We start from the raw sequence: 16743 nt of genomic DNA, 5'->3' as shown, positions 1-16743 counted from the left end.
GGGTACGCTGGTGTCAGATCATCGGGTCTAGTCCCTCGCTGAGCTCTTGATAGGTTTATCAGAGTTATTTTTCTTAATTTGCTACAGTTTTACATTTTACAGCTTATACCCATGCCATGCAAGCACGACTTAATCCAAGGCCACTGAATCATAATGTGTCTGTATATCAGCCAATTGATGATTTTTTAACCAATCAGCAAAATTAACCGTTAATGGTTTAACATTTTTACCATTTACCGTATACCGACCCGTAGCTAGGGTTGCCTTTTTAGTTAACTGATAAACATAACTGACTGTCTCTTGATTGTGATTAGTAAAGGTCAACGTTCGTACGTTACCCTTAATCTTTGCGCCAATCGCCGTAATATCTTTTGCCTGCCAGTGCTCTTGTTGGACGATAACATCCGTTAAAATATAAGCCTGATCAATCCGGCTAAGGTCGCCTGCTTTTAATTGCTGGGTAGAAGAGGCACTGGTCGCATCCGCTTGCTTTTTTTCACTAACTGCTTTGACTGAAGATGCACTCAACGCCTGCGCTTGCTCGTTATCACTAACCGTCATACTCGTTTCCGGTCCCGTTTTCTTCAGGTGTTGATAATGATTAGCTAATGATACACCCAAGCCAAGCACTAATACCAAAGCTAGACACGCTACCCCAACTTTGCCGCTCCAAGCTTTATACCTATCAGATGCCGGCTTATGTTGCCGACCTTGATGCTGATTCTTTAGCAAGTTTAACCCGTCATGCTGGCGGTCTTGGCTTTGCACTTTTTTAGCTGTCTGTGTTTCAAGCGGGAGATCTTCAAAATGACGTGCCATAGCTGCCTGATATTCATCACGCTTTGGTAGCCGACCATGTTCAGCACGAAATTTTTCTTCCCATTCGGTCCCAGTCATACTCTTTCCTCCAAGTTGCCTAGAAGTCTTCATCAAACTATTATAGCCCAAAGTTAGCCAATCGTGGGAAAATTAACAAAAAACCCACATACGTAATACGTATGTGGGTCACTCCCTAAAATGAGTAGGAAGAGTTGCTGACTAAATTGGGAAACAACTTAGCCAAATTTAGGAGTAGGAGTACAGTTTATGAAACTGCAAAATGTGAGTAGTATTTTTGCTTGGGGGATTGAAAGGGCTATTCCCTTTCAACAATTACTATAATAAAGCGACCATCTTAAAGTAATGATAAAATTACAGTAAACGAAACTTAAACTAGCCCTTTTAGCATTAGCGGGTAAAGTCACCATAGCCTAACGCATGCTGGGCAGCTAAATTAAGTACATTCCACTGGCGATCAAAACCAGGTTGGAAGAAGAAGTCTGCTTCAGCTAGATCTTCGATTGTCATCCGTTGGCTAATGGCCAGGGACAAGACACTACCTAACTGGGTCACATCGTACTGGTCTGCCAATACCGCTCCCCCTAAAAGAGTGTGCTCAATTGGTGCGTAAACAAGGTTGACCATTACTTGACCGTTACCAGCCGCTGAACTGACATAATAGGGCCGTCGTTGATCCACATAGTTACTTATCTCTACTGCAAGGCCTGCCCGCTGGGCTGTAACTTCATTCAAGCCAGCCGTCGCAAACTGATAATTTAAAATTGACAAGGCTGAAGTTCCCACCACCCCTTTAAAGGGTCGTTTGTTAGCTAAACCGTTCATCGTCTGCACAACATATTGAGCTTCCCTACGTGCAGTGGTAGCCAAAGCAATTGGCATAGGCTGACCAGCTGGAATCGAATAAGGTAAGATGGCATCACCAATTGCGTAAACATCTGGCAAATTAGTTTGCAAGTAAGGATCTGTTTTAATCCATCCCCGTTTATCTAAGGCCACCTGACCTGCCAACCATTCAGTACTTGGTTTAACACCGATGGCTTCCACTACCAAGTCCGTTTCATAAGTGCCTTGGTCAGTTCGTACCTGCTTAACCTGGCCTTTTGAACCTTGATAAGCCTGCACAAATTCACCTGTATGAATGGCGACCCCATGCTCAACCAAACGTTTCGTAATTAAATCGGTCATTGGCTGATTCAAATAAGCAGCTAACACCCTAGGCAAGGTATCAATTAAGGTTACCTTCTTCCCCGCTTGAAGAAAGCTTTCTACCGCTTCAATGCCAATGTACCCGGCCCCAACAATGGTCACCTCTTTCACTGTTGGATCAGTCAACTTAGCCTTTAATTTTCTTGCCCAATCGTAACCGCGCATCAAATAAATATTGCCTAATTCAGCTCCTGGGACTGGCAGTCGAGCTGGCGTTACCCCAGAACTAATAATTAATTTATCATAAGGGACCTGTTCTTCTTCATGAGTCTTGGTATGAAAGACCGTTACCTCATGTTGGTCATCATTAATTGCCCTGACCTGGGCATTGTTTTCTACATGTCCTCCGAGCACGGTTATATCCTCAGGTTTAAAGTTACGAATTGTGTTAGGATCTTTTACTTGATTCGTTAAATAAAGTTCCATTCCACAGGACATAAAGGATACAAATTCATCCTGCTCAAATATGGTGACTTCTGCTGTTGGATCCTGGGTTAAGAGTTCTAAGGCCGCCTCGTGGCCACCATGTGATGCACCTACAATGACATAACGCATCTTTCACTACCTCCTCGGTTAAAAAGCACTTTCTACCATCCCAGGGTGTTTGACTTTTCCTTCATCATTAGCACCCTCTTAATTGTAACGCTTAGCCACCAGGCTATCAAAAAAGCACCTCACCAAATCGTGAAGTGCTTTTCATTTGCTACTAACTAGATAAACATGTTTAAGAGTAAGACCATTAACAAACCAACAATGGCGATAATTGTCTCTAACACCGTCCAGATCATCAAGGTTTGCTTAACATCTAAGTCAAAGTATTCCTTAAACATCCAGAAACCAGCATCGTTAACATGTGATGCAGCTAAGGAACCAGCTCCGATTACCAAAACCATCAACGCCGGATTGACACCGGCAGCCGCCATTAAAGGCTGCACTAAGCCAGCTGCCGTCAAGGCTGCTACCGTAGCTGAACCCAAGGCCACCCGCAAAATAACGGTAATCACCCAAGCCAAGATAAGTGGTGAAAGTGAAGAATGCGCAAATATTTGCGAAATTTCTTGTGAAATACCACCATCAATCAAAATTTGCTTAAAGGCGGCCCCACCACCAATGATGAGCAAAAGCATCGCAATCGACTTAACTGACTCTTCAATCGTCGTTGCAATTTGCTTGGTCGACTTGTGTTGCAACCAACCCATGGACCATAAGGCAAAGAGCAAGGAAATAATCATAGCACCAACAGGATTACCAATCATCGTAATAAAGGCATCCAATCCCTGGGGCTTTTTAAATGGCTCTCCATTGTTCGTAAAGACCGTATAAAGCGTTGTAATCCCCATTAAGATGACTGGGAATAAACTGGTTAACATGGAAAGACCAAAGGATGGCGTTTCATCAAGCTTGAATGTCTTAACCTCACCAAAGGCACTGAGCTTCTTTTTAACAACGAATGCATCAGGCGCAAATTTTTGGGCCAACTTCGTAAAGACCGGACCAGCAATAATTGCAGCCGGTATAGCCACAATCAATCCATACATCAAAACATGACCGGGATTAGCTCCTAAGACACCCGCAATTGCAGTTGGTGCAGGGTGGGGAGGTAAGAAACCATGGGTCACAGACAGCGCAGCAGCCATTGGAATCCCTAGGTATAGTAGGGGCACATTAACTTCAAGCGCAATTGCAAAGACGATTGGAATCAAGATGACCATGCCAACTTCAAAGAATAAAGCAATTCCCAAAATAAAGGCGGCTACCATCACGGCTGCTTGCACAAAACGCTTACCAAACAAATTAATCAGGGTATGCGCAATCCGATAAGCACCACCAGAATCCGATACTAAGCGTCCTAGCATAGCTCCAAAACCAAAGACAATGGCCAACTCACCCAGCGAACCGCCAATTCCCTCTTGAATGGAAACCGGAATTTGAGCAAAATTCATTCCTAGGCCCAGGCCAACTGCCACTGATGTGAAAATTAAAGCGATAAATGTATTCAATTTAACCTTGATAATTAAGAATAGCAGTAGTGCAATTCCCAAAAATAATACTAATAACGATTGCATAAGGTTCTCCTCGAAAAAATTAATAATTAACTACCTGAATTAGTATAACTTATTTTTTATCCATTTGAAAGCGTTTTCGGTAAGCGGTTTCAAATTAGTGCAACAAAAAAGCCCTGGTTGGGAGACCAGAGCTTTTTCGGATCAAGACACACTTGGGAAAATGTGTCGATCTATTTCCAGCTATTGGGAAAAGCTGAAATTGGAGTAGGTTCGCAGTTGGGAAAACTGCGTAATATGAGTAGTGTATGTTGCTATATGGGATATCAGGAGAGACCTACCCTCCTGACAATTCTTATAGTAAGGCCTATATCTTAAAGAAACAATAAAAATGTGGAGTTTTTTATTATTTTCAGCATATTTTTATCCTAGTAAATCGTTTAAAGTAACGGTTAACCTTTCACAAAACATACTTATAACATCTCTTAAAATGGCCAATGGATGATAATGGTCTGGACGTCATCCGACTAGATTAACTAAACTGCAATTTGCTGACCAGGGTTTACCTGAATTTGTGAAGATTGACTAGGGACTGTTGCCTCTGGATCTTCACTATCTGCTTGACTACCAACAATCCGCCGAAAATTATCAGCTAAGTCTTGATTTGCCGTATCGGTAAAATGAACCTTACCATCCGGCATCCCCTGATTTTGTTGCGTAATTAAGACATGTGGTTGTTCGTCTTCAAAACCAAACAAGTATAAATGACCATTCATTTGTGCCTGTTGAATATCAGAATAAATGGCCACCACATTAAAATCAGCTGCCCCTCTACCATTTTTAGATGTATCGACGGACAAAGAACGTCCAGAGACGTTAATCGCCTGCTTAGCAAAGTCGTCTGGATAAGAAACACCATAAAAATTCAAACGACCAGCCCCGCTCTCTGGGTAATAACGTTGATAATGTTGCCCCATGGCTAGCTGCCAACGTTGGATGTAACTATTCAATTGCGCATCCTTCTCTTCATTCCACAAAGCCGGTTGAGTTTGTTTAGCTTTCTCCGAGTGCTTTTTTGCATGGTCTTTTGGTTGACTCGACTTTGTCTTTTCTGACGTGACAACTTTAACGGACTCACTTTCAGCCTTAGTATGATGTAAACTAGCCGTCTTTAAGTTCGGTTGTACCACTAATACTGCTAACATAATCACTACTAACACAGTTCCTAAGGGAAGGAGCACTTTCTTTCGCTCCCGTTGCGCCCGTACACGAGCATGACGCCGTGCCTGCCGCGTTGGTTGATCTTTCATTACTTGCCCCCTTCTCATGAGTTATTTCTTATCTATAGCTAACCTAACAAATTTACATCAAGCTAGTCTTAAGATTTATCCGTCCGTTTAAATACAAAACGGTGATAACGACGGTAATGAAAATACATTTCAGAAATCAACTGTGAACAAACATAGCCAATCGCAATGGCCCCAGATATAATTACCACATCAAAAAGCTTATCCAAGCCTAGCACGGTCCGCCCATCTAACAACAGCGTTAACGCTTGATAGGCTGATGCCCCCGGCACCAAAGGTACTAAACCGGGAATATTAAAAATGGTCACTGGCATATGCTTAATCTGTGAGAATATTAAGCCCAGTAAACCAACTACTAAACCAGCGGCAAAATTTGCAAAAATACTATCAATTCCCGCCTTCATAATTAACCAGTACGTCATCCAACCTAACATTCCTGATAGGCCAGCTAAATTTAAGGCATTTCGGGGCACGTTGATAAACAGGCCAAAGGCTACGGTAGCTAAATAACTAAAGACAACTTGTATGATAATATTCATGTTAGTCACCCCTTCATAGCTTCAGACTTAAAACAAAGGCTATCGCCGCCGCAATCGAACACATAATGACCATCGCCTCAAAAGCCCGTTCCGTACCTGCAATTAGATTGCCTTCAATCAAGTCTCGCAAAGCATTGGTAAGCGGCAATCCTGGCACCAATGGCATCACTGCTCCGATTAAGACGTTATTAATGTTACTCCCTAACCCCATTCGCACCCCAAGCACCGTCACCAGGGCTAATGTTAATGAGGCTGTAAACTCCTGAGCGATTCTGATTCGTGATACCCGGCCCAAGAGTTCAGCTACTGTATATCCGATTGCACTGGCTATAAAGGTTAAGGGCATATCAACCCAGTCATGAGTTTGCGTAAAGATAATCATTAAAAACATACCCTGCAGTCCTGCTCCCAAGATACGTAACCACAAAGGAAAGTTGGGCAGATTCCGGTCAAGATGGCTTAATTGCCGCCTGAGTTCAAGCAAGGTTAATTCTTGCGCTTGAAAGGAGCGCGAAAAGCGATTCACTAAATTAATCTTTTCCATATCAATGCCCCGCTTATTAATCTGACTAAAACGGGTGACATCGGCCCCATTGAGGGTAATCAAGACCCCCGTAATGGTGGCAAAAATTTGACAATCTTCACCGGTTGCCGTCTTAACAATGCGCCGCATCGTATCCTCGACTCGATAAATCTCAGAGCCACCTTCAATCATAATGCGGCCAGCTAAAAGGGCAGTATCAATTACTAAATTTTGATCCCTCACAAGCATTCTCTTTTCTAAATTTACACGGCACGCAACCGTTTTGCACCTATCCACTTGCTCTTAATTTACAAGCTTCATTTCTAATAAGCAATCCTTTTTTGAATAAATGAAAAAGGTTAATTAGGGTGGCAACCACCCTAATTAACCTTAAAATATGCCGTCGGTGGGAATCGAACCCACACTCCCGATAAAGGGAACTGGATTTTGAGTCCAGCGCGTCTACCAGTTCCGCCACAACGGCATACTTCATTTTAAGTACTCTAACGATGAAACAGTGTTTCAAGGGCGGATGATGGGACTCGAACCCACGCATGCCGGAACCACAAACCGGTGTGTTAACCAACTTCACCACATCCGCCATGAAAAATTAAACAAGCAGGGGTAGAGGGAGTCGAACCCCCACCGACGGTTTTGGAGACCGTTGTTCTACCATTAAACTATACCCCTATCATAATCCCAGTCTAAAACTGGAATTAACAATGGCGCGAGGCGGAATCGAACCGTCGACACTACGAGCTTCAATCGTATGCTCTACCAACTGAGCTATCGCGCCAAAATGAAAAACGGTCACAACGGGGCTCGAACCCGTGATCTCCTGCGTGACAGGCAGGCGTCCTAACCAGCTAGACCATGCGACCAATGGACGTTACAGGGATCGAACCTGTGACCCCCTGCTTGTAAGGCAGGTGCTCTCCCAGCTGAGCTAAACGTCCAGTACCTTGCTTAAATAATGTCTTAGCAACAAGAGTTATTATACATAGCCTCAAGCAACATTGCAAGTCTTTTTATTCAAATTACTTTTACCTTGCTTTTAATTGCATCCCGAGCTGCTTTCCTTTATAATAGTGTGGTTAGTGATAGTGGTGGTGTAGCCAAGTGGTAAGGCAATGGTCTGCAAAACCGTGATCGCGGGTCCGACTCCCGTCACCACCTTCTAAAAAGCCGGGGTTGATTAAAAATCAACCCCGGCTTTTTGCTTTTTATTAATTAGTCTTCGTTAGCAAAAACAACCTGTCCATTCACAAAATCTTCAATTCTAGCCAGTGATTCAACCCGGACGTTCGCTTCATTAAGCAGTTGCCGACCCTTTTGAAAGGTTTTTTCAATAACAATCCCTGCGCCAACTAAGTTCGCCCCGGCAGCAGTGATAATCTCCATCATTCCTTGGGCCGCCTGTCCATTAGCCAAAAAATCATCAATAATTAAAACCGAATCCTTAGGCTGAATGAAGCGCTTATCGACAATAATGTGATTAGTTTCTTGTTTAGTGAAGGAATAGACATCCGCTGTATAATTGTCAGCTGATAACGTTATGGATTTACGCTTCCTAGCAAAGACCATTGGTACATCCAAATCCAAGGCCGTAAAGACGGCCGGCGCAATGCCAGATGATTCTACAGTCAAGACCTTGGTAACCCCGGCATCAGCAAAGCGCATGGCAAATTCATGTCCTAAGGCCACCATTAGTTTAGGATCAACCTGATGATTTAAAAAATTATCCACCTTTAAAACATCAGTACCTAAAACACGCCCTTCTCGTCGAATCCGTTCCTCTAACTCCCGCATCTTACTCCTCCTCCTTTGTCTTTGGTAACACAATATTTAAGGTAACCGCTAAAATTGAGGTCACCACGACGGCGTTTTCAATCACCAGTCGGATTAAATTAGGTAAATGTTGAAAAATTTGTGGATACACCGTGACACCAATTCCAGCACCAATTGATAAAGCTGCAATCATTAAGTTGCGATCCTTAGTAAAGTCAACCTGGTGTAAAATGGTCACCCCTTGAATACCAATCGTACCAAACAAAACCAGCATGGCCCCACCTAGAACCGAGCTAGGAATAATGGTTGCCAAAGCACCTACTTTGGGCAATAAACCAATCAAAAGTAACATGCAGGCTGCATAATAGACTGGTCGTTTTGACTTAACTCCAGACAAGCGTACTACCCCAACATTTTGTGAAAAAGTTGAATACGGGAAAGTGCTAAATAATCCAGATAAAATAACAGCCAATCCTTCAGATCGGTAGCCACGGGCCAAATCCTGCTCATCTAAGTGCTTACCAGTCAAGTCAGCTAAGGCAAAATAAACTCCAGTCGATTCAATCAACGAGGTAATGGCGACAACACACATGGTAATAATAGCTGATATATGAAATTCCGGCACCCCCATTAAGAAAGGTTTTGGAAACTGAAACCAAGAAGCCTCCACTACTGGCGTCAATGAAACCACACCCAAACAAGCAGCAAAGATGGTCCCGACAATAATCCCAATTAAAACGGCCACCGCCTTAGTAAATCCTTTAGCCCAAATTGACAAGGCCACAATAACAACAATCGTCACTAAGGCAATCCACAAGTTAGTCAAACTACCAAACGTTGACGCCTTAACATCGCCTCCGCCAATATTTTGTACCCCAACTGGAATCAAGGCAAACCCAATAATGGTAATCAAAGACCCGGTAACCACGGGCGGAAAATAAGCGCGTAACTTAGCAAAAAGCCCGGCAATTAAAAAAACAAAAATTCCGGCACCAATTGTTGCACCATACATGGCACCAATGCCCAACGTATTCCCAATATTTACCAGGGGCGTCACCGATTGAATAGCCGATCCCAACACCACTGGCAGACCAATCCCGGTAAACCGAGTCGTCTTCAGCTGTAACAAGGTACCAATACCGGTCATAAAAATATCCGCTGAAATTAAGACCGCCATCTGCTGGGCAGAAAAATGCAGTGCCGTTCCAATCAATAGAGGCACTAAAACGCCTCCAGAGTACATAGCTAAAACATGTTGCAAACCTAAAACCATTTCTTGTAGTCGGTTAGGCTGTTTGGCCGAAATCATCACAATCCTCCATTTTGTTAGCGTACCCTGCAGCAAACTGGAAAATAATGTGAAAAAGGACCCACTATGCAATATGCAGAATGGGCCCTTTGACACACCTGTAGTAGTCCGTGTCTCGGGACACGGGTAGAAACTTATTGGCCATTCTCCAATGATTATACGTACAGGGGTACTATTCAATTTTTTAATAGTATAGCATATTTTTCGCCTTTTGTACTATCTTATAGCAAAAACATGTTATTTTGTTCGTCTTTATTGCACCTTTGCAACTGCCCACTTCTTCTTACCACGCTTAACAATCACATACTGACCGTCATACGCCGCACTTGGGTTAACCACCGCCTCAACATCTTTAATCTGTTCTCCATTAACCCGAATAGCACCGTTTGACACTGCTTCGCGCGCACGCGTCTTGGATTTCTCTAACCCTGCCGCAACAACTAAGTCTAAAATGCCAATCTCGTCATTAGGTAAGTTAAATGTTGGAACGTTGCCGGCTAATGCTGCAACTTCCTCAGTCGTCAAGGCTGTGACATCAGCGTTTCCAAAGAGCACCTTTGTGACCGTTTGAGCCGTCTTAAGGGCCGCTTCACCATGGACAAAGGTGGTCACTTCTTCAGCCAAACGCTGTTGAGCTTTACGTGCTGCGCCATCTTTTTGCGTTTCTAAGACTAAGGCCGCAATTTCTTCTTGTGAAAGGAAGGTGAAGAACTTTAACATCTTCTCCACATCTTCGTCGCGGGTATTCAGCCAGAACTGATAGAACTCGAAGGGTGTTGTCTTTTCAGGATCTAGCCATACTGCGCCTCCTTCTGTTTTACCAAATTTGGTTCCATCCGCCTTTAACAGTAAGGGCACTGTTAGGCCATAGGCAGGCGCGTCATTCCCCTCTAATTTATGAATGAGGTCAACACCACTAGTGATATTACCCCACTGGTCAGAACCACCCATTTGTAAACGAACGTGTTCGCGCTTCCATAATTCATGAAAGTCAATTGATTGCAGAATTTGGTAAGTAAATTCCGTATATGAAATTCCCGTTTCTAAACGAGATGCCACAACATCTTTGGCTAACATAACGTTAACTGAGAAAAGTTTCCCGTAATCTCGCAAAAAATCAATCAAACTCAACTTACCTAGCCAATCTTGATTGTTAACAATTGTAAAACCATCTTGACCAAATAACTTCACCATCTGCTGCCGAATCTTTTCCACGTTATCAGCAACTGCCTTGGCAGACAGCATAGGCCGTTCAGCCTTTTTACCGGACGGATCACCAATTGACCCTGTTCCACCACCAACAACAATGACCGGATGGGCGCCTACTTTTTGAAAACGTTTCAACATCATAAAGGGAATCAAATGACCAATATGCATAGAATCACCCGTTGGATCAATACCAACATAAACCCCGATGGTATCCTCCTGTAACGTCTTTAAAAGGCCTTCTGGATCGGTCTGTTGATTGATAGCTCCTCGCCAAGCCAATTCTTCTAAAATATTTTCTGTCATGACACACTCTCCTCTGTGAGTACTTGTTTACCCGGTATCTAACTAATTAAAAAGGCCCCCTAATCGATTATTAACCGATTAGGACGCCTTATTGATACGCGGTACCACCTAATTTGTCATCTGTCCGATGACCCCTTAATAGCCTGTTAACGGTACGCCAACCGCCTACATATTAACGTGCTAATGTAATTTGTTTCCTGGGCTTGCATGGTTTGCATCAACCACCATGTTTCTCATGTCCACCAGGTCCCTACTCATTTTAGCTATGCATTAGCTAGATTATAGCACGCACTCCTAGCTGAGGACAATAAAAAACAGGACTTCTCCCACTAAATGGGTGCAAGTCCTGTTTGCGTTACACGAACCACCACGTTCCATGTAACTATTCACCATATCATGTTAATAGGCACCACCCCATTAACAATCCCCGTACTTTTAAAGACTCATCCACTTCTTTAAAAGTTCTTTTCATCCATTTTAAGCAACGTAATATTGCTTAAAATCATCATTGGACAGCAGGGCATTGCACCCTCCTCAAAGAGGCAGTCCTAGGTCATCACTCCCTGACTAACTGCATCCCCAATGACAGAACACATTATAGCATATTCCCCCTCAAAAGTTACCCAATTTCAAAAGTAATTGTATCTGTCCGGTTTGAACTAGATACGACATGATTAAAGGCAACTACCTGATTATTTGGCCGACTAATTTCAGGTAATTGTTCTCTTTGCACACCTGCAATTGCCAATGCTTGTGGGTCCCAATCTTGCTTGAGAACATTATAAAAACCAGTCCTTGCCGCATGGGCGGGCTCAATAACATTTAACCCAAATAACTGATAAAGTAAATACTCAAAGACTCCCATAAAATGAACACTTTTGGCAAAGAGATCCGGTTCATTGTCCTTTAAGGCAATTGTCATAATTAGGGGAACACTTGGGGATAATGGTACACCCGTTTTATTTTGTAATTGCTTACCAATCCCATTCATTATTAAAGCGTCAATAAAATGTTGATTGCTTTCACTAGCTGAAAGAATATCTGTTACTGGTTGATAAGCTGAGTCTAAAGGTAGCCAACCACTGAGCGATCCATGAAAACGAATCCGCTCTATTTGGTTACTCTCACCTAACCGTTGGTCTAAGTCCAACAGTGCTTGCTTAACACTTTCAGTTAATTGCAAAGCTGACAAAGTAGCACTGGGAAAGTCAGCTCTTGTATAGGGGTAACTTTGTTGACTAGTTTGCTGATTTTCATCCTGCATCCCAACCTCTAAATTCATCGGTGTAAAATTAAATGTTATCTTATATTTCATTTTTATTATCCTTAGTCCTAATCGTTATTTCGTATGGATAAACTAGCCGCAACTAAAAATCCTAATGAATAAACTATAGCACAATCCTGATATCAACAACACTTAAGCTCACTAAGCACCATCTATACTATTTCCCCGCCACCAATACTATCCTAATCAAAAAAGAGCCAACCCCAAAATGGGTTAGCTCTAATTATTATTACTAGTTAAGTAAATTTACATTACTTGGCCGCGTCCATCTTGTGGCCACCAAAACCATTACGCAAGGCTGAAACAACCTTACCAGTAAATGTATCTTGTTGCATTGAACGGTAACGCATCATCAAAGCCAAAGCAATTGTTGGTGCTGGAACTTGCAAGTTCAATGACTCTTCAACAGTCCACTTACCTTCACCAGATGAGTGCATTGTTCCAGAAATTGCTGAAAGCTTAGGATCCTTAGCAAATTGCTCTTCAGCTAATTCCATCAACCATGAACGGATAACTGAACCATGGTTCCACAACTTAGCAACCTTTTCGTAATCGTAATCAAATTCTGAAGCTTCCAAAATTTCGAATCCTTCAGCCATTGATTGCATCATACCATATTCGATACCGTTATGAACCATCTTCAAATAATGTCCTGAACCGGCACGGCCAGTGTACAAGTAACCATCTTCTTGTGCAATGTCCTTGAACAATGGTTCAAGTGTTTGCCAAGCTTCGATGTTGTCGCCACCGATCATGAAGTTTCCACCATTACGGGCACCACTGACACCACCTGAAGTACCAGCATCAAAGTAGTTAATACCAGCAGCTTCAGCGGCCTTGTTTAACTTCAAATCATCCTTGAAGTTTGAGTTTCCACCGTTGATGATGATATCACCTTCACCCATCTTTTCGATCAATTGGTCGATAGTTGAGTTTGTTGGGTTACCAGCTGGAACCATCACCCAAACAATCTTAGGTGAAGGCAACTTTGCTAACATCTCATCGATATCTGATACAGGGGTAATTGCATCTGAATATGCAGCAGCTTCATCAACAAAATCCTTGTTCAAGTCGAAGGCAACCACTTCATTCTTATGGTCAACTGCGTTCTCTACCAAGTTCAAGCCCATTTTTCCAAGGCCGATCATTCCGAACTTCATTTCGATACCTCTTTCTTTTTATGCATTTTTATCAACACCCATATTATAATGCAAAACTTTTACACTTTGCAAGGGTTTTGTTGTAAAATATTTACATAAGCTAAAATGAAAGGAGGGACATATGGTTCAATCAGGATTTATGCGTTTACGCACCCTGCATGATCAACTCTCTAAATCAGATCAAAAAATTGCTGATTACGTACTGTCACAAGCTGATGGTGCTCGCACGCTAACGATTCAAACAATTGCCGACAACGTTGGCTTATCAACCGCCACTGTGTCTCGCTTTGTTAAACGGATTGGGTTTAATTCCTTTCGTGAATTTTCCCTCAGTCTTACTATGCCAACCCAGTCTTCAGATACTTTTTTCGGTGAAATTGAAAGCCAAGATGGTACTACTGAAATTGTGCATAAGGTTTTTAGCGGGGCCCGAAATGCCTTAGACGCTACTTATAGTCTCATTAGTGAGGAAACCTGGCAAACCGCCCTTGAATGGCTAATTACGGGTAACAAAATTGGGTTGTTTGGCATTGGTGGATCAGCGATTGTTGCCTTAGATGGCTACCATAAGCTTTTACGTACCCCTTTAGATGTTGAGCAACATCCAGACTATGACGTTCAGCTTATGCAAGCAGTTAGAATGAAAAAGGGCGATGTCGGCATTGTGATTTCACACTCAGGTCGAAACCACGATACACTAAAAATTGCCCGCCAGCTTAAGCAAAATAATGTTAAGATTATTGCTATTACCGCACATGTCCATAGCGAATTGGCAAAGCTAGCTGATTTAGTCATGGCTAGTTCTGCCGAAGAAGTCAATATGCGTAGTGAATCAATGTCTTCTTTACTAGCTCAGATTACCATTATGGACAGTCTTTTTACCTTAGTCGGAGTTAAAATGGGTGATAAAACCTTGTCAATTGTTGATAATATGCGTGAGGCCATCGAAGGAACACGCGAATAGCTCCATCTAGTTTTACATCATAAATAAAGCATGCCCCCACAGGCAATGTGCCTGTGGGGGCATTTTAGCATTTACCATTCTAATGTACTTAATTCATTCAACCACCGTTCCGTACCTACATCATAATCTGTCCTCTTTGGAACAAAGGGGGTCGTTGAATAAACCGTCTTTACATTTTGCCAGTTAACACTAGCCACTGCTGTGAAAGTCTCCTTTAGTTCAGCCACCATCTTGTCGTTAACGGAGGCCATTGTATAAACTTGATTTTTTACCTGACTTAAATACCAGTTAACCGCTAACTGTGTTATTACTAGGTCAATCATATCAACCTGATCATTTGTCACCTGTATTGGGTGTACTAGGGGTGCCTGCTTAGTTTCACGTAAAAGAAAACCTCTTAACTGCGGCCACGCATCAAGCAATATTGCATAATACTGCCATGGAACTTGATTAGCTAAGCCCTTAATTGTCTCCTGAATTAATTCTGGTAATGACCACACATTGTCATACGGCATGCTGTGCTCTATAAAGACTTGCAGAAATCGCCTTATGGTCTCTTCTACCAATTCACTAACCTTTGTTCCTTGTGTAAGGTGATAACGTACCAACAAGTAGTCTCTAAATTCTTGCCCATTTTTAATGGCATTCTGCCGAACCTGTCTTGGCTTACGCTGCTTTATCTGCCTAATTGCACGTTTCTTGACTCGTTTGGCGTAACTCCCCTGTTTAACCATCTATTTTGCCGTCCTTGTTCCTCAAGTATAATTATTTAGTAATTTGAACTCGACCTAATAAAAAAGACACTCCTCATAGGAAGTGTCTACTGACTCCGAATGTCGGGCTCGAACCGACGACAGCACGATTAACAGTCGTGTGCTCTACCAACTGAGCTAATTCGGAATAATGCGTTGCGACGCCCTATCCTCGCAGGGAGCGATCCCCCAACTACTTTCGGCGCGATTGAGCTTAACTTCTGTGTTCGGTATGGGAACAGGTGTGACCTCAATGCCATCATCACAACACGTAATCAACTGTGTGGAAATTCAACAACTCCCAATCACAGTTAATTATATTACAGATATTCAAGCTACTTGTCAATAGCATCCATACTTTTCACAAGCACAAATTCGATTGACCGTCAGCTATCAACCTATACAACAGGTTTAACCTTCTCCATTCTTGAAACCAGGGTACAAGGTCATACCACCGTCAATGAACAAGGTGATTCCAGTTACATAACTTGACTGATCTGAAGCCAACCAAGCTGCTCCGGCTGCCACTTCTTCAGGCTTACCAATCCGGTCCATTGGCACAAGAGAAACAGTCTTATCATACTGAACCTTGTCAGCAAACTTCTTAGCGTTGATTGGCGTATTAATCGCACCAGGACCAATACTATTTACACGGATATTCTTATTAGCGTACTCCATTGCAATTGTTTCAGTAAACAACTTTACGCCGCCCTTTGCAGCTGCATAACTTGCAAAGGTAGGCCATGGGATCTGTTGATGGACAGATGACATATTAATAATATTTCCTTGATGATCATTTTCAGTGAAATACTTAATTGCTGTCCGTGCGCCTAAGAAGACGCCCGTCTGATCAATTGAGATTACTTTATTCCAATCTTCTAACGTCATTTCAGTTAAAGGTGCTTAAATTTCCATTCCAGCATTATTAACCCATACATCAAGCTTACCAAAATGTTCAATGGCAGCATCTAACAGAGCTTGATTACCTTCTTCAGTGGAGATATCCGCTTTAACAATGACTGCTTGACCACCCTGCGCTTTGACATTGTCTGCAGCTTCTTGGGCACCCTTTTCATCACTATTATAATTAATGACTACTGACATACCTTCTTGACCAAAACGTTCGGCAATAGCATTACCAATTCCCTTTGAACCTCCAGTAATGACAGCGACCTTATTTTCTAGATCTTTATACATATCTATCTCCTCACTTTGAAATGACTCTACCTTAATTAAAAGGATACTAACCCGGTTAGGTCTCGCCCAACCGTGTGCCTTCATTATACAATACTTTTTTAAGTATTACTTAAAAGAATAATACAGGTACAAAATAAAAAAGACAGGAAGCCAAAGCTTCCCGTCCCTTATAATCATATCTTTTTAAATGCCGACTGGGGGATTCGAACCCTCGACCTACGGTTTACGATACCGTTGCTCTACCAACTGAGCTAAGTCGGCATACTCCGAATGTCGGGCTCGAACCGACGACAGCACGATTAACAGTCGTGTGCTCTACCAACTGAGCTAATTCGGAATAATGCGTTGCGACGCCCTA

Annotated in this window: 13 protein-coding genes, 10 tRNA genes, 1 rRNA gene, 1 pseudogene and 1 riboswitch; of the genes and pseudogenes, 2 read left to right on the top strand and 23 right to left on the bottom strand. The window is 42.5% G+C overall.

Annotation, left to right across the window (positions count from 1 at the left end; all coding sequences use genetic code 11):
* Nucleotides 1–129: 129 nt before the first annotated feature.
* The 12 genes from G414_RS0105620 to G414_RS0105565 all read right to left on the bottom strand — a co-directional run bounded on the left by G414_RS0105620 (nucleotide 130) and on the right by G414_RS0105565 (nucleotide 7374).
* Nucleotides 130–897, bottom strand: a complete 768-nt coding sequence (locus G414_RS0105620) for a hypothetical protein (protein ID WP_022791848.1) — start codon at nucleotides 895–897, stop codon at nucleotides 130–132.
* Between the two features lie 330 nt (nucleotides 898–1227).
* Nucleotides 1228–2601: an FAD-dependent oxidoreductase gene (locus tag G414_RS0105615; RefSeq protein WP_022791847.1), complete on the bottom strand. Its 1374-nt coding sequence runs from the start codon at nucleotides 2599–2601 to the stop codon at nucleotides 1228–1230.
* A 155-nt stretch (nucleotides 2602–2756) separates the two neighbouring features.
* On the bottom strand, nucleotides 2757–4112 hold the full coding sequence (locus tag G414_RS0105610) for a gluconate:H+ symporter (RefSeq protein ID WP_022791846.1): 1356 nt from the start codon (nucleotides 4110–4112) through the stop codon (nucleotides 2757–2759).
* 473 nt (nucleotides 4113–4585) lie between these two features.
* The gene (locus G414_RS07370) at nucleotides 4586–5359 is read right to left on the bottom strand and encodes a DUF4767 domain-containing protein (RefSeq protein WP_022791845.1); all 774 of its coding nucleotides are present in this window, start codon (nucleotides 5357–5359) and stop codon (nucleotides 4586–4588) included.
* Nucleotides 5360–5427: 68 nt separating this feature from the next.
* A complete protein-coding gene (locus G414_RS07365) occupies nucleotides 5428–5895 on the bottom strand; it encodes a threonine/serine exporter family protein (protein WP_022791844.1) in 468 nt (155 codons plus the stop codon).
* A gap of 13 nt (nucleotides 5896–5908) precedes the next feature.
* Nucleotides 5909–6661, bottom strand: coding sequence for a threonine/serine exporter family protein (locus tag G414_RS0105595; protein ID WP_022791843.1), 753 nt, complete (start codon nucleotides 6659–6661; stop codon nucleotides 5909–5911).
* 155 nt (nucleotides 6662–6816) lie between these two features.
* Nucleotides 6817–6902, bottom strand: a tRNA-Leu gene (locus G414_RS0105590).
* Between the two features lie 43 nt (nucleotides 6903–6945).
* Nucleotides 6946–7019 (bottom strand) — tRNA-His (locus G414_RS0105585).
* An 18-nt stretch (nucleotides 7020–7037) separates the two neighbouring features.
* Nucleotides 7038–7108 (bottom strand) — tRNA-Trp (locus G414_RS0105580).
* A gap of 33 nt (nucleotides 7109–7141) precedes the next feature.
* A tRNA-Phe gene (locus G414_RS0105575) sits at nucleotides 7142–7214 on the bottom strand.
* Between the two features lie 11 nt (nucleotides 7215–7225).
* Nucleotides 7226–7299: transfer RNA gene (locus tag G414_RS0105570), tRNA-Asp, on the bottom strand.
* Nucleotides 7300–7301: 2 nt separating this feature from the next.
* A tRNA-Val gene (locus tag G414_RS0105565) sits at nucleotides 7302–7374 on the bottom strand.
* A 149-nt stretch (nucleotides 7375–7523) separates the two neighbouring features.
* Between G414_RS0105565 and G414_RS0105560 the strand changes: the two genes are divergently transcribed.
* Nucleotides 7524–7594, top strand: a tRNA-Cys gene (locus tag G414_RS0105560).
* A gap of 54 nt (nucleotides 7595–7648) precedes the next feature.
* On the opposite strand, the gene G414_RS0105555 is transcribed toward G414_RS0105560, so the two are convergent.
* The 5 genes from G414_RS0105555 to gnd all read right to left on the bottom strand — a co-directional run bounded on the left by G414_RS0105555 (nucleotide 7649) and on the right by gnd (nucleotide 13472).
* The gene (locus G414_RS0105555) at nucleotides 7649–8227 is read right to left on the bottom strand and encodes a xanthine phosphoribosyltransferase (RefSeq protein ID WP_022791842.1); all 579 of its coding nucleotides are present in this window, start codon (nucleotides 8225–8227) and stop codon (nucleotides 7649–7651) included.
* Nucleotide 8228: 1 nt separating this feature from the next.
* A complete protein-coding gene (locus G414_RS0105550) occupies nucleotides 8229–9515 on the bottom strand; it encodes a nucleobase:cation symporter-2 family protein (RefSeq protein WP_027694564.1) in 1287 nt (428 codons plus the stop codon).
* 84 nt (nucleotides 9516–9599) lie between these two features.
* A riboswitch (purine riboswitch) is annotated at nucleotides 9600–9699 on the bottom strand.
* A 68-nt stretch (nucleotides 9700–9767) separates the two neighbouring features.
* Nucleotides 9768–11027, bottom strand: a complete 1260-nt coding sequence (gene tyrS, locus G414_RS0105545) for a tyrosine--tRNA ligase (protein WP_022791840.1) — start codon at nucleotides 11025–11027, stop codon at nucleotides 9768–9770.
* Between the two features lie 619 nt (nucleotides 11028–11646).
* Complete coding sequence (locus tag G414_RS07360; protein WP_022791839.1) at nucleotides 11647–12342, bottom strand: FGGY family carbohydrate kinase; 696 nt, start codon at nucleotides 12340–12342, stop codon at nucleotides 11647–11649.
* Nucleotides 12343–12563: 221 nt separating this feature from the next.
* A complete protein-coding gene (gene gnd / locus G414_RS0105535; protein WP_022791838.1) occupies nucleotides 12564–13472 on the bottom strand; it encodes a phosphogluconate dehydrogenase (NAD(+)-dependent, decarboxylating) in 909 nt (302 codons plus the stop codon).
* Between the two features lie 121 nt (nucleotides 13473–13593).
* Here gnd and G414_RS0105530 point away from each other — a divergent pair, with 121 nt between their 5' ends.
* A complete protein-coding gene (locus G414_RS0105530; RefSeq protein WP_022791837.1) occupies nucleotides 13594–14436 on the top strand; it encodes a MurR/RpiR family transcriptional regulator in 843 nt (280 codons plus the stop codon).
* 71 nt (nucleotides 14437–14507) lie between these two features.
* On the opposite strand, the gene G414_RS0105525 is transcribed toward G414_RS0105530, so the two are convergent.
* The 6 genes and pseudogenes from G414_RS0105525 to G414_RS0105500 form a co-directional block, all read right to left on the bottom strand.
* The gene (locus tag G414_RS0105525; protein ID WP_022791836.1) at nucleotides 14508–15170 is read right to left on the bottom strand and encodes a hypothetical protein; all 663 of its coding nucleotides are present in this window, start codon (nucleotides 15168–15170) and stop codon (nucleotides 14508–14510) included.
* A 93-nt stretch (nucleotides 15171–15263) separates the two neighbouring features.
* Nucleotides 15264–15336: transfer RNA gene (locus G414_RS0105520), tRNA-Asn, on the bottom strand.
* Between the two features lie 5 nt (nucleotides 15337–15341).
* A 5S ribosomal RNA gene (rrf, locus tag G414_RS0105515) occupies nucleotides 15342–15458 on the bottom strand.
* Between the two features lie 141 nt (nucleotides 15459–15599).
* A pseudogene (locus tag G414_RS07355) lies at nucleotides 15600–16385 on the bottom strand (glucose-1-dehydrogenase).
* A gap of 188 nt (nucleotides 16386–16573) precedes the next feature.
* Nucleotides 16574–16646, bottom strand: a tRNA-Thr gene (locus tag G414_RS0105505).
* Between the two features lie 3 nt (nucleotides 16647–16649).
* Nucleotides 16650–16722: transfer RNA gene (locus G414_RS0105500), tRNA-Asn, on the bottom strand.
* Nucleotides 16723–16743: the final 21 nt, after the last annotated feature.

It is taken from the genome of Weissella halotolerans DSM 20190 (assembly GCF_000420365.1).
Taxonomy (GTDB): domain Bacteria; phylum Bacillota; class Bacilli; order Lactobacillales; family Lactobacillaceae; genus Weissella; species Weissella halotolerans.
Note: the sequence above shows the minus strand (reverse complement) of the source record. Positions and strands in the feature narration are given on the sequence as shown.

Bases quoted from the DNA above. Each gene is read 5' to 3' on its own strand.
- G414_RS0105620 (WP_022791848.1), bottom strand. From the start codon at position 897: ATGACTGGGACCGAATGGGAAGAAAAATTTCGTGCTGAACATGGTCGG.
- G414_RS0105610 (WP_022791846.1), bottom strand. From the start codon at position 4,112: ATGCAATCGTTATTAGTATTATTTTTGGGAATTGCACTACTGCTATTC.
- G414_RS0105550 (WP_027694564.1), bottom strand. From the start codon at position 9,515: ATGATTTCGGCCAAACAGCCTAACCGACTACAAGAAATGGTTTTAGGT.
- G414_RS07365 (WP_022791844.1), bottom strand. From the start codon at position 5,895: ATGAATATTATCATACAAGTTGTCTTTAGTTATTTAGCTACCGTAGCC.
- G414_RS0105530 (WP_022791837.1), top strand. From the start codon at position 13,594: ATGGTTCAATCAGGATTTATGCGTTTACGCACCCTGCATGATCAACTC.
- G414_RS07360 (WP_022791839.1), bottom strand. From the start codon at position 12,342: ATGAAATATAAGATAACATTTAATTTTACACCGATGAATTTAGAGGTT.
- G414_RS0105525 (WP_022791836.1), bottom strand. From the start codon at position 15,170: ATGGTTAAACAGGGGAGTTACGCCAAACGAGTCAAGAAACGTGCAATT.
- tyrS (WP_022791840.1), bottom strand. From the start codon at position 11,027: ATGACAGAAAATATTTTAGAAGAATTGGCTTGGCGAGGAGCTATCAAT.
- G414_RS0105555 (WP_022791842.1), bottom strand. From the start codon at position 8,227: ATGCGGGAGTTAGAGGAACGGATTCGACGAGAAGGGCGTGTTTTAGGT.
- gnd (WP_022791838.1), bottom strand. From the start codon at position 13,472: ATGAAGTTCGGAATGATCGGCCTTGGAAAAATGGGCTTGAACTTGGTA.
- G414_RS07370 (WP_022791845.1), bottom strand. From the start codon at position 5,359: ATGAAAGATCAACCAACGCGGCAGGCACGGCGTCATGCTCGTGTACGG.
- G414_RS0105615 (WP_022791847.1), bottom strand. From the start codon at position 2,601: ATGCGTTATGTCATTGTAGGTGCATCACATGGTGGCCACGAGGCGGCC.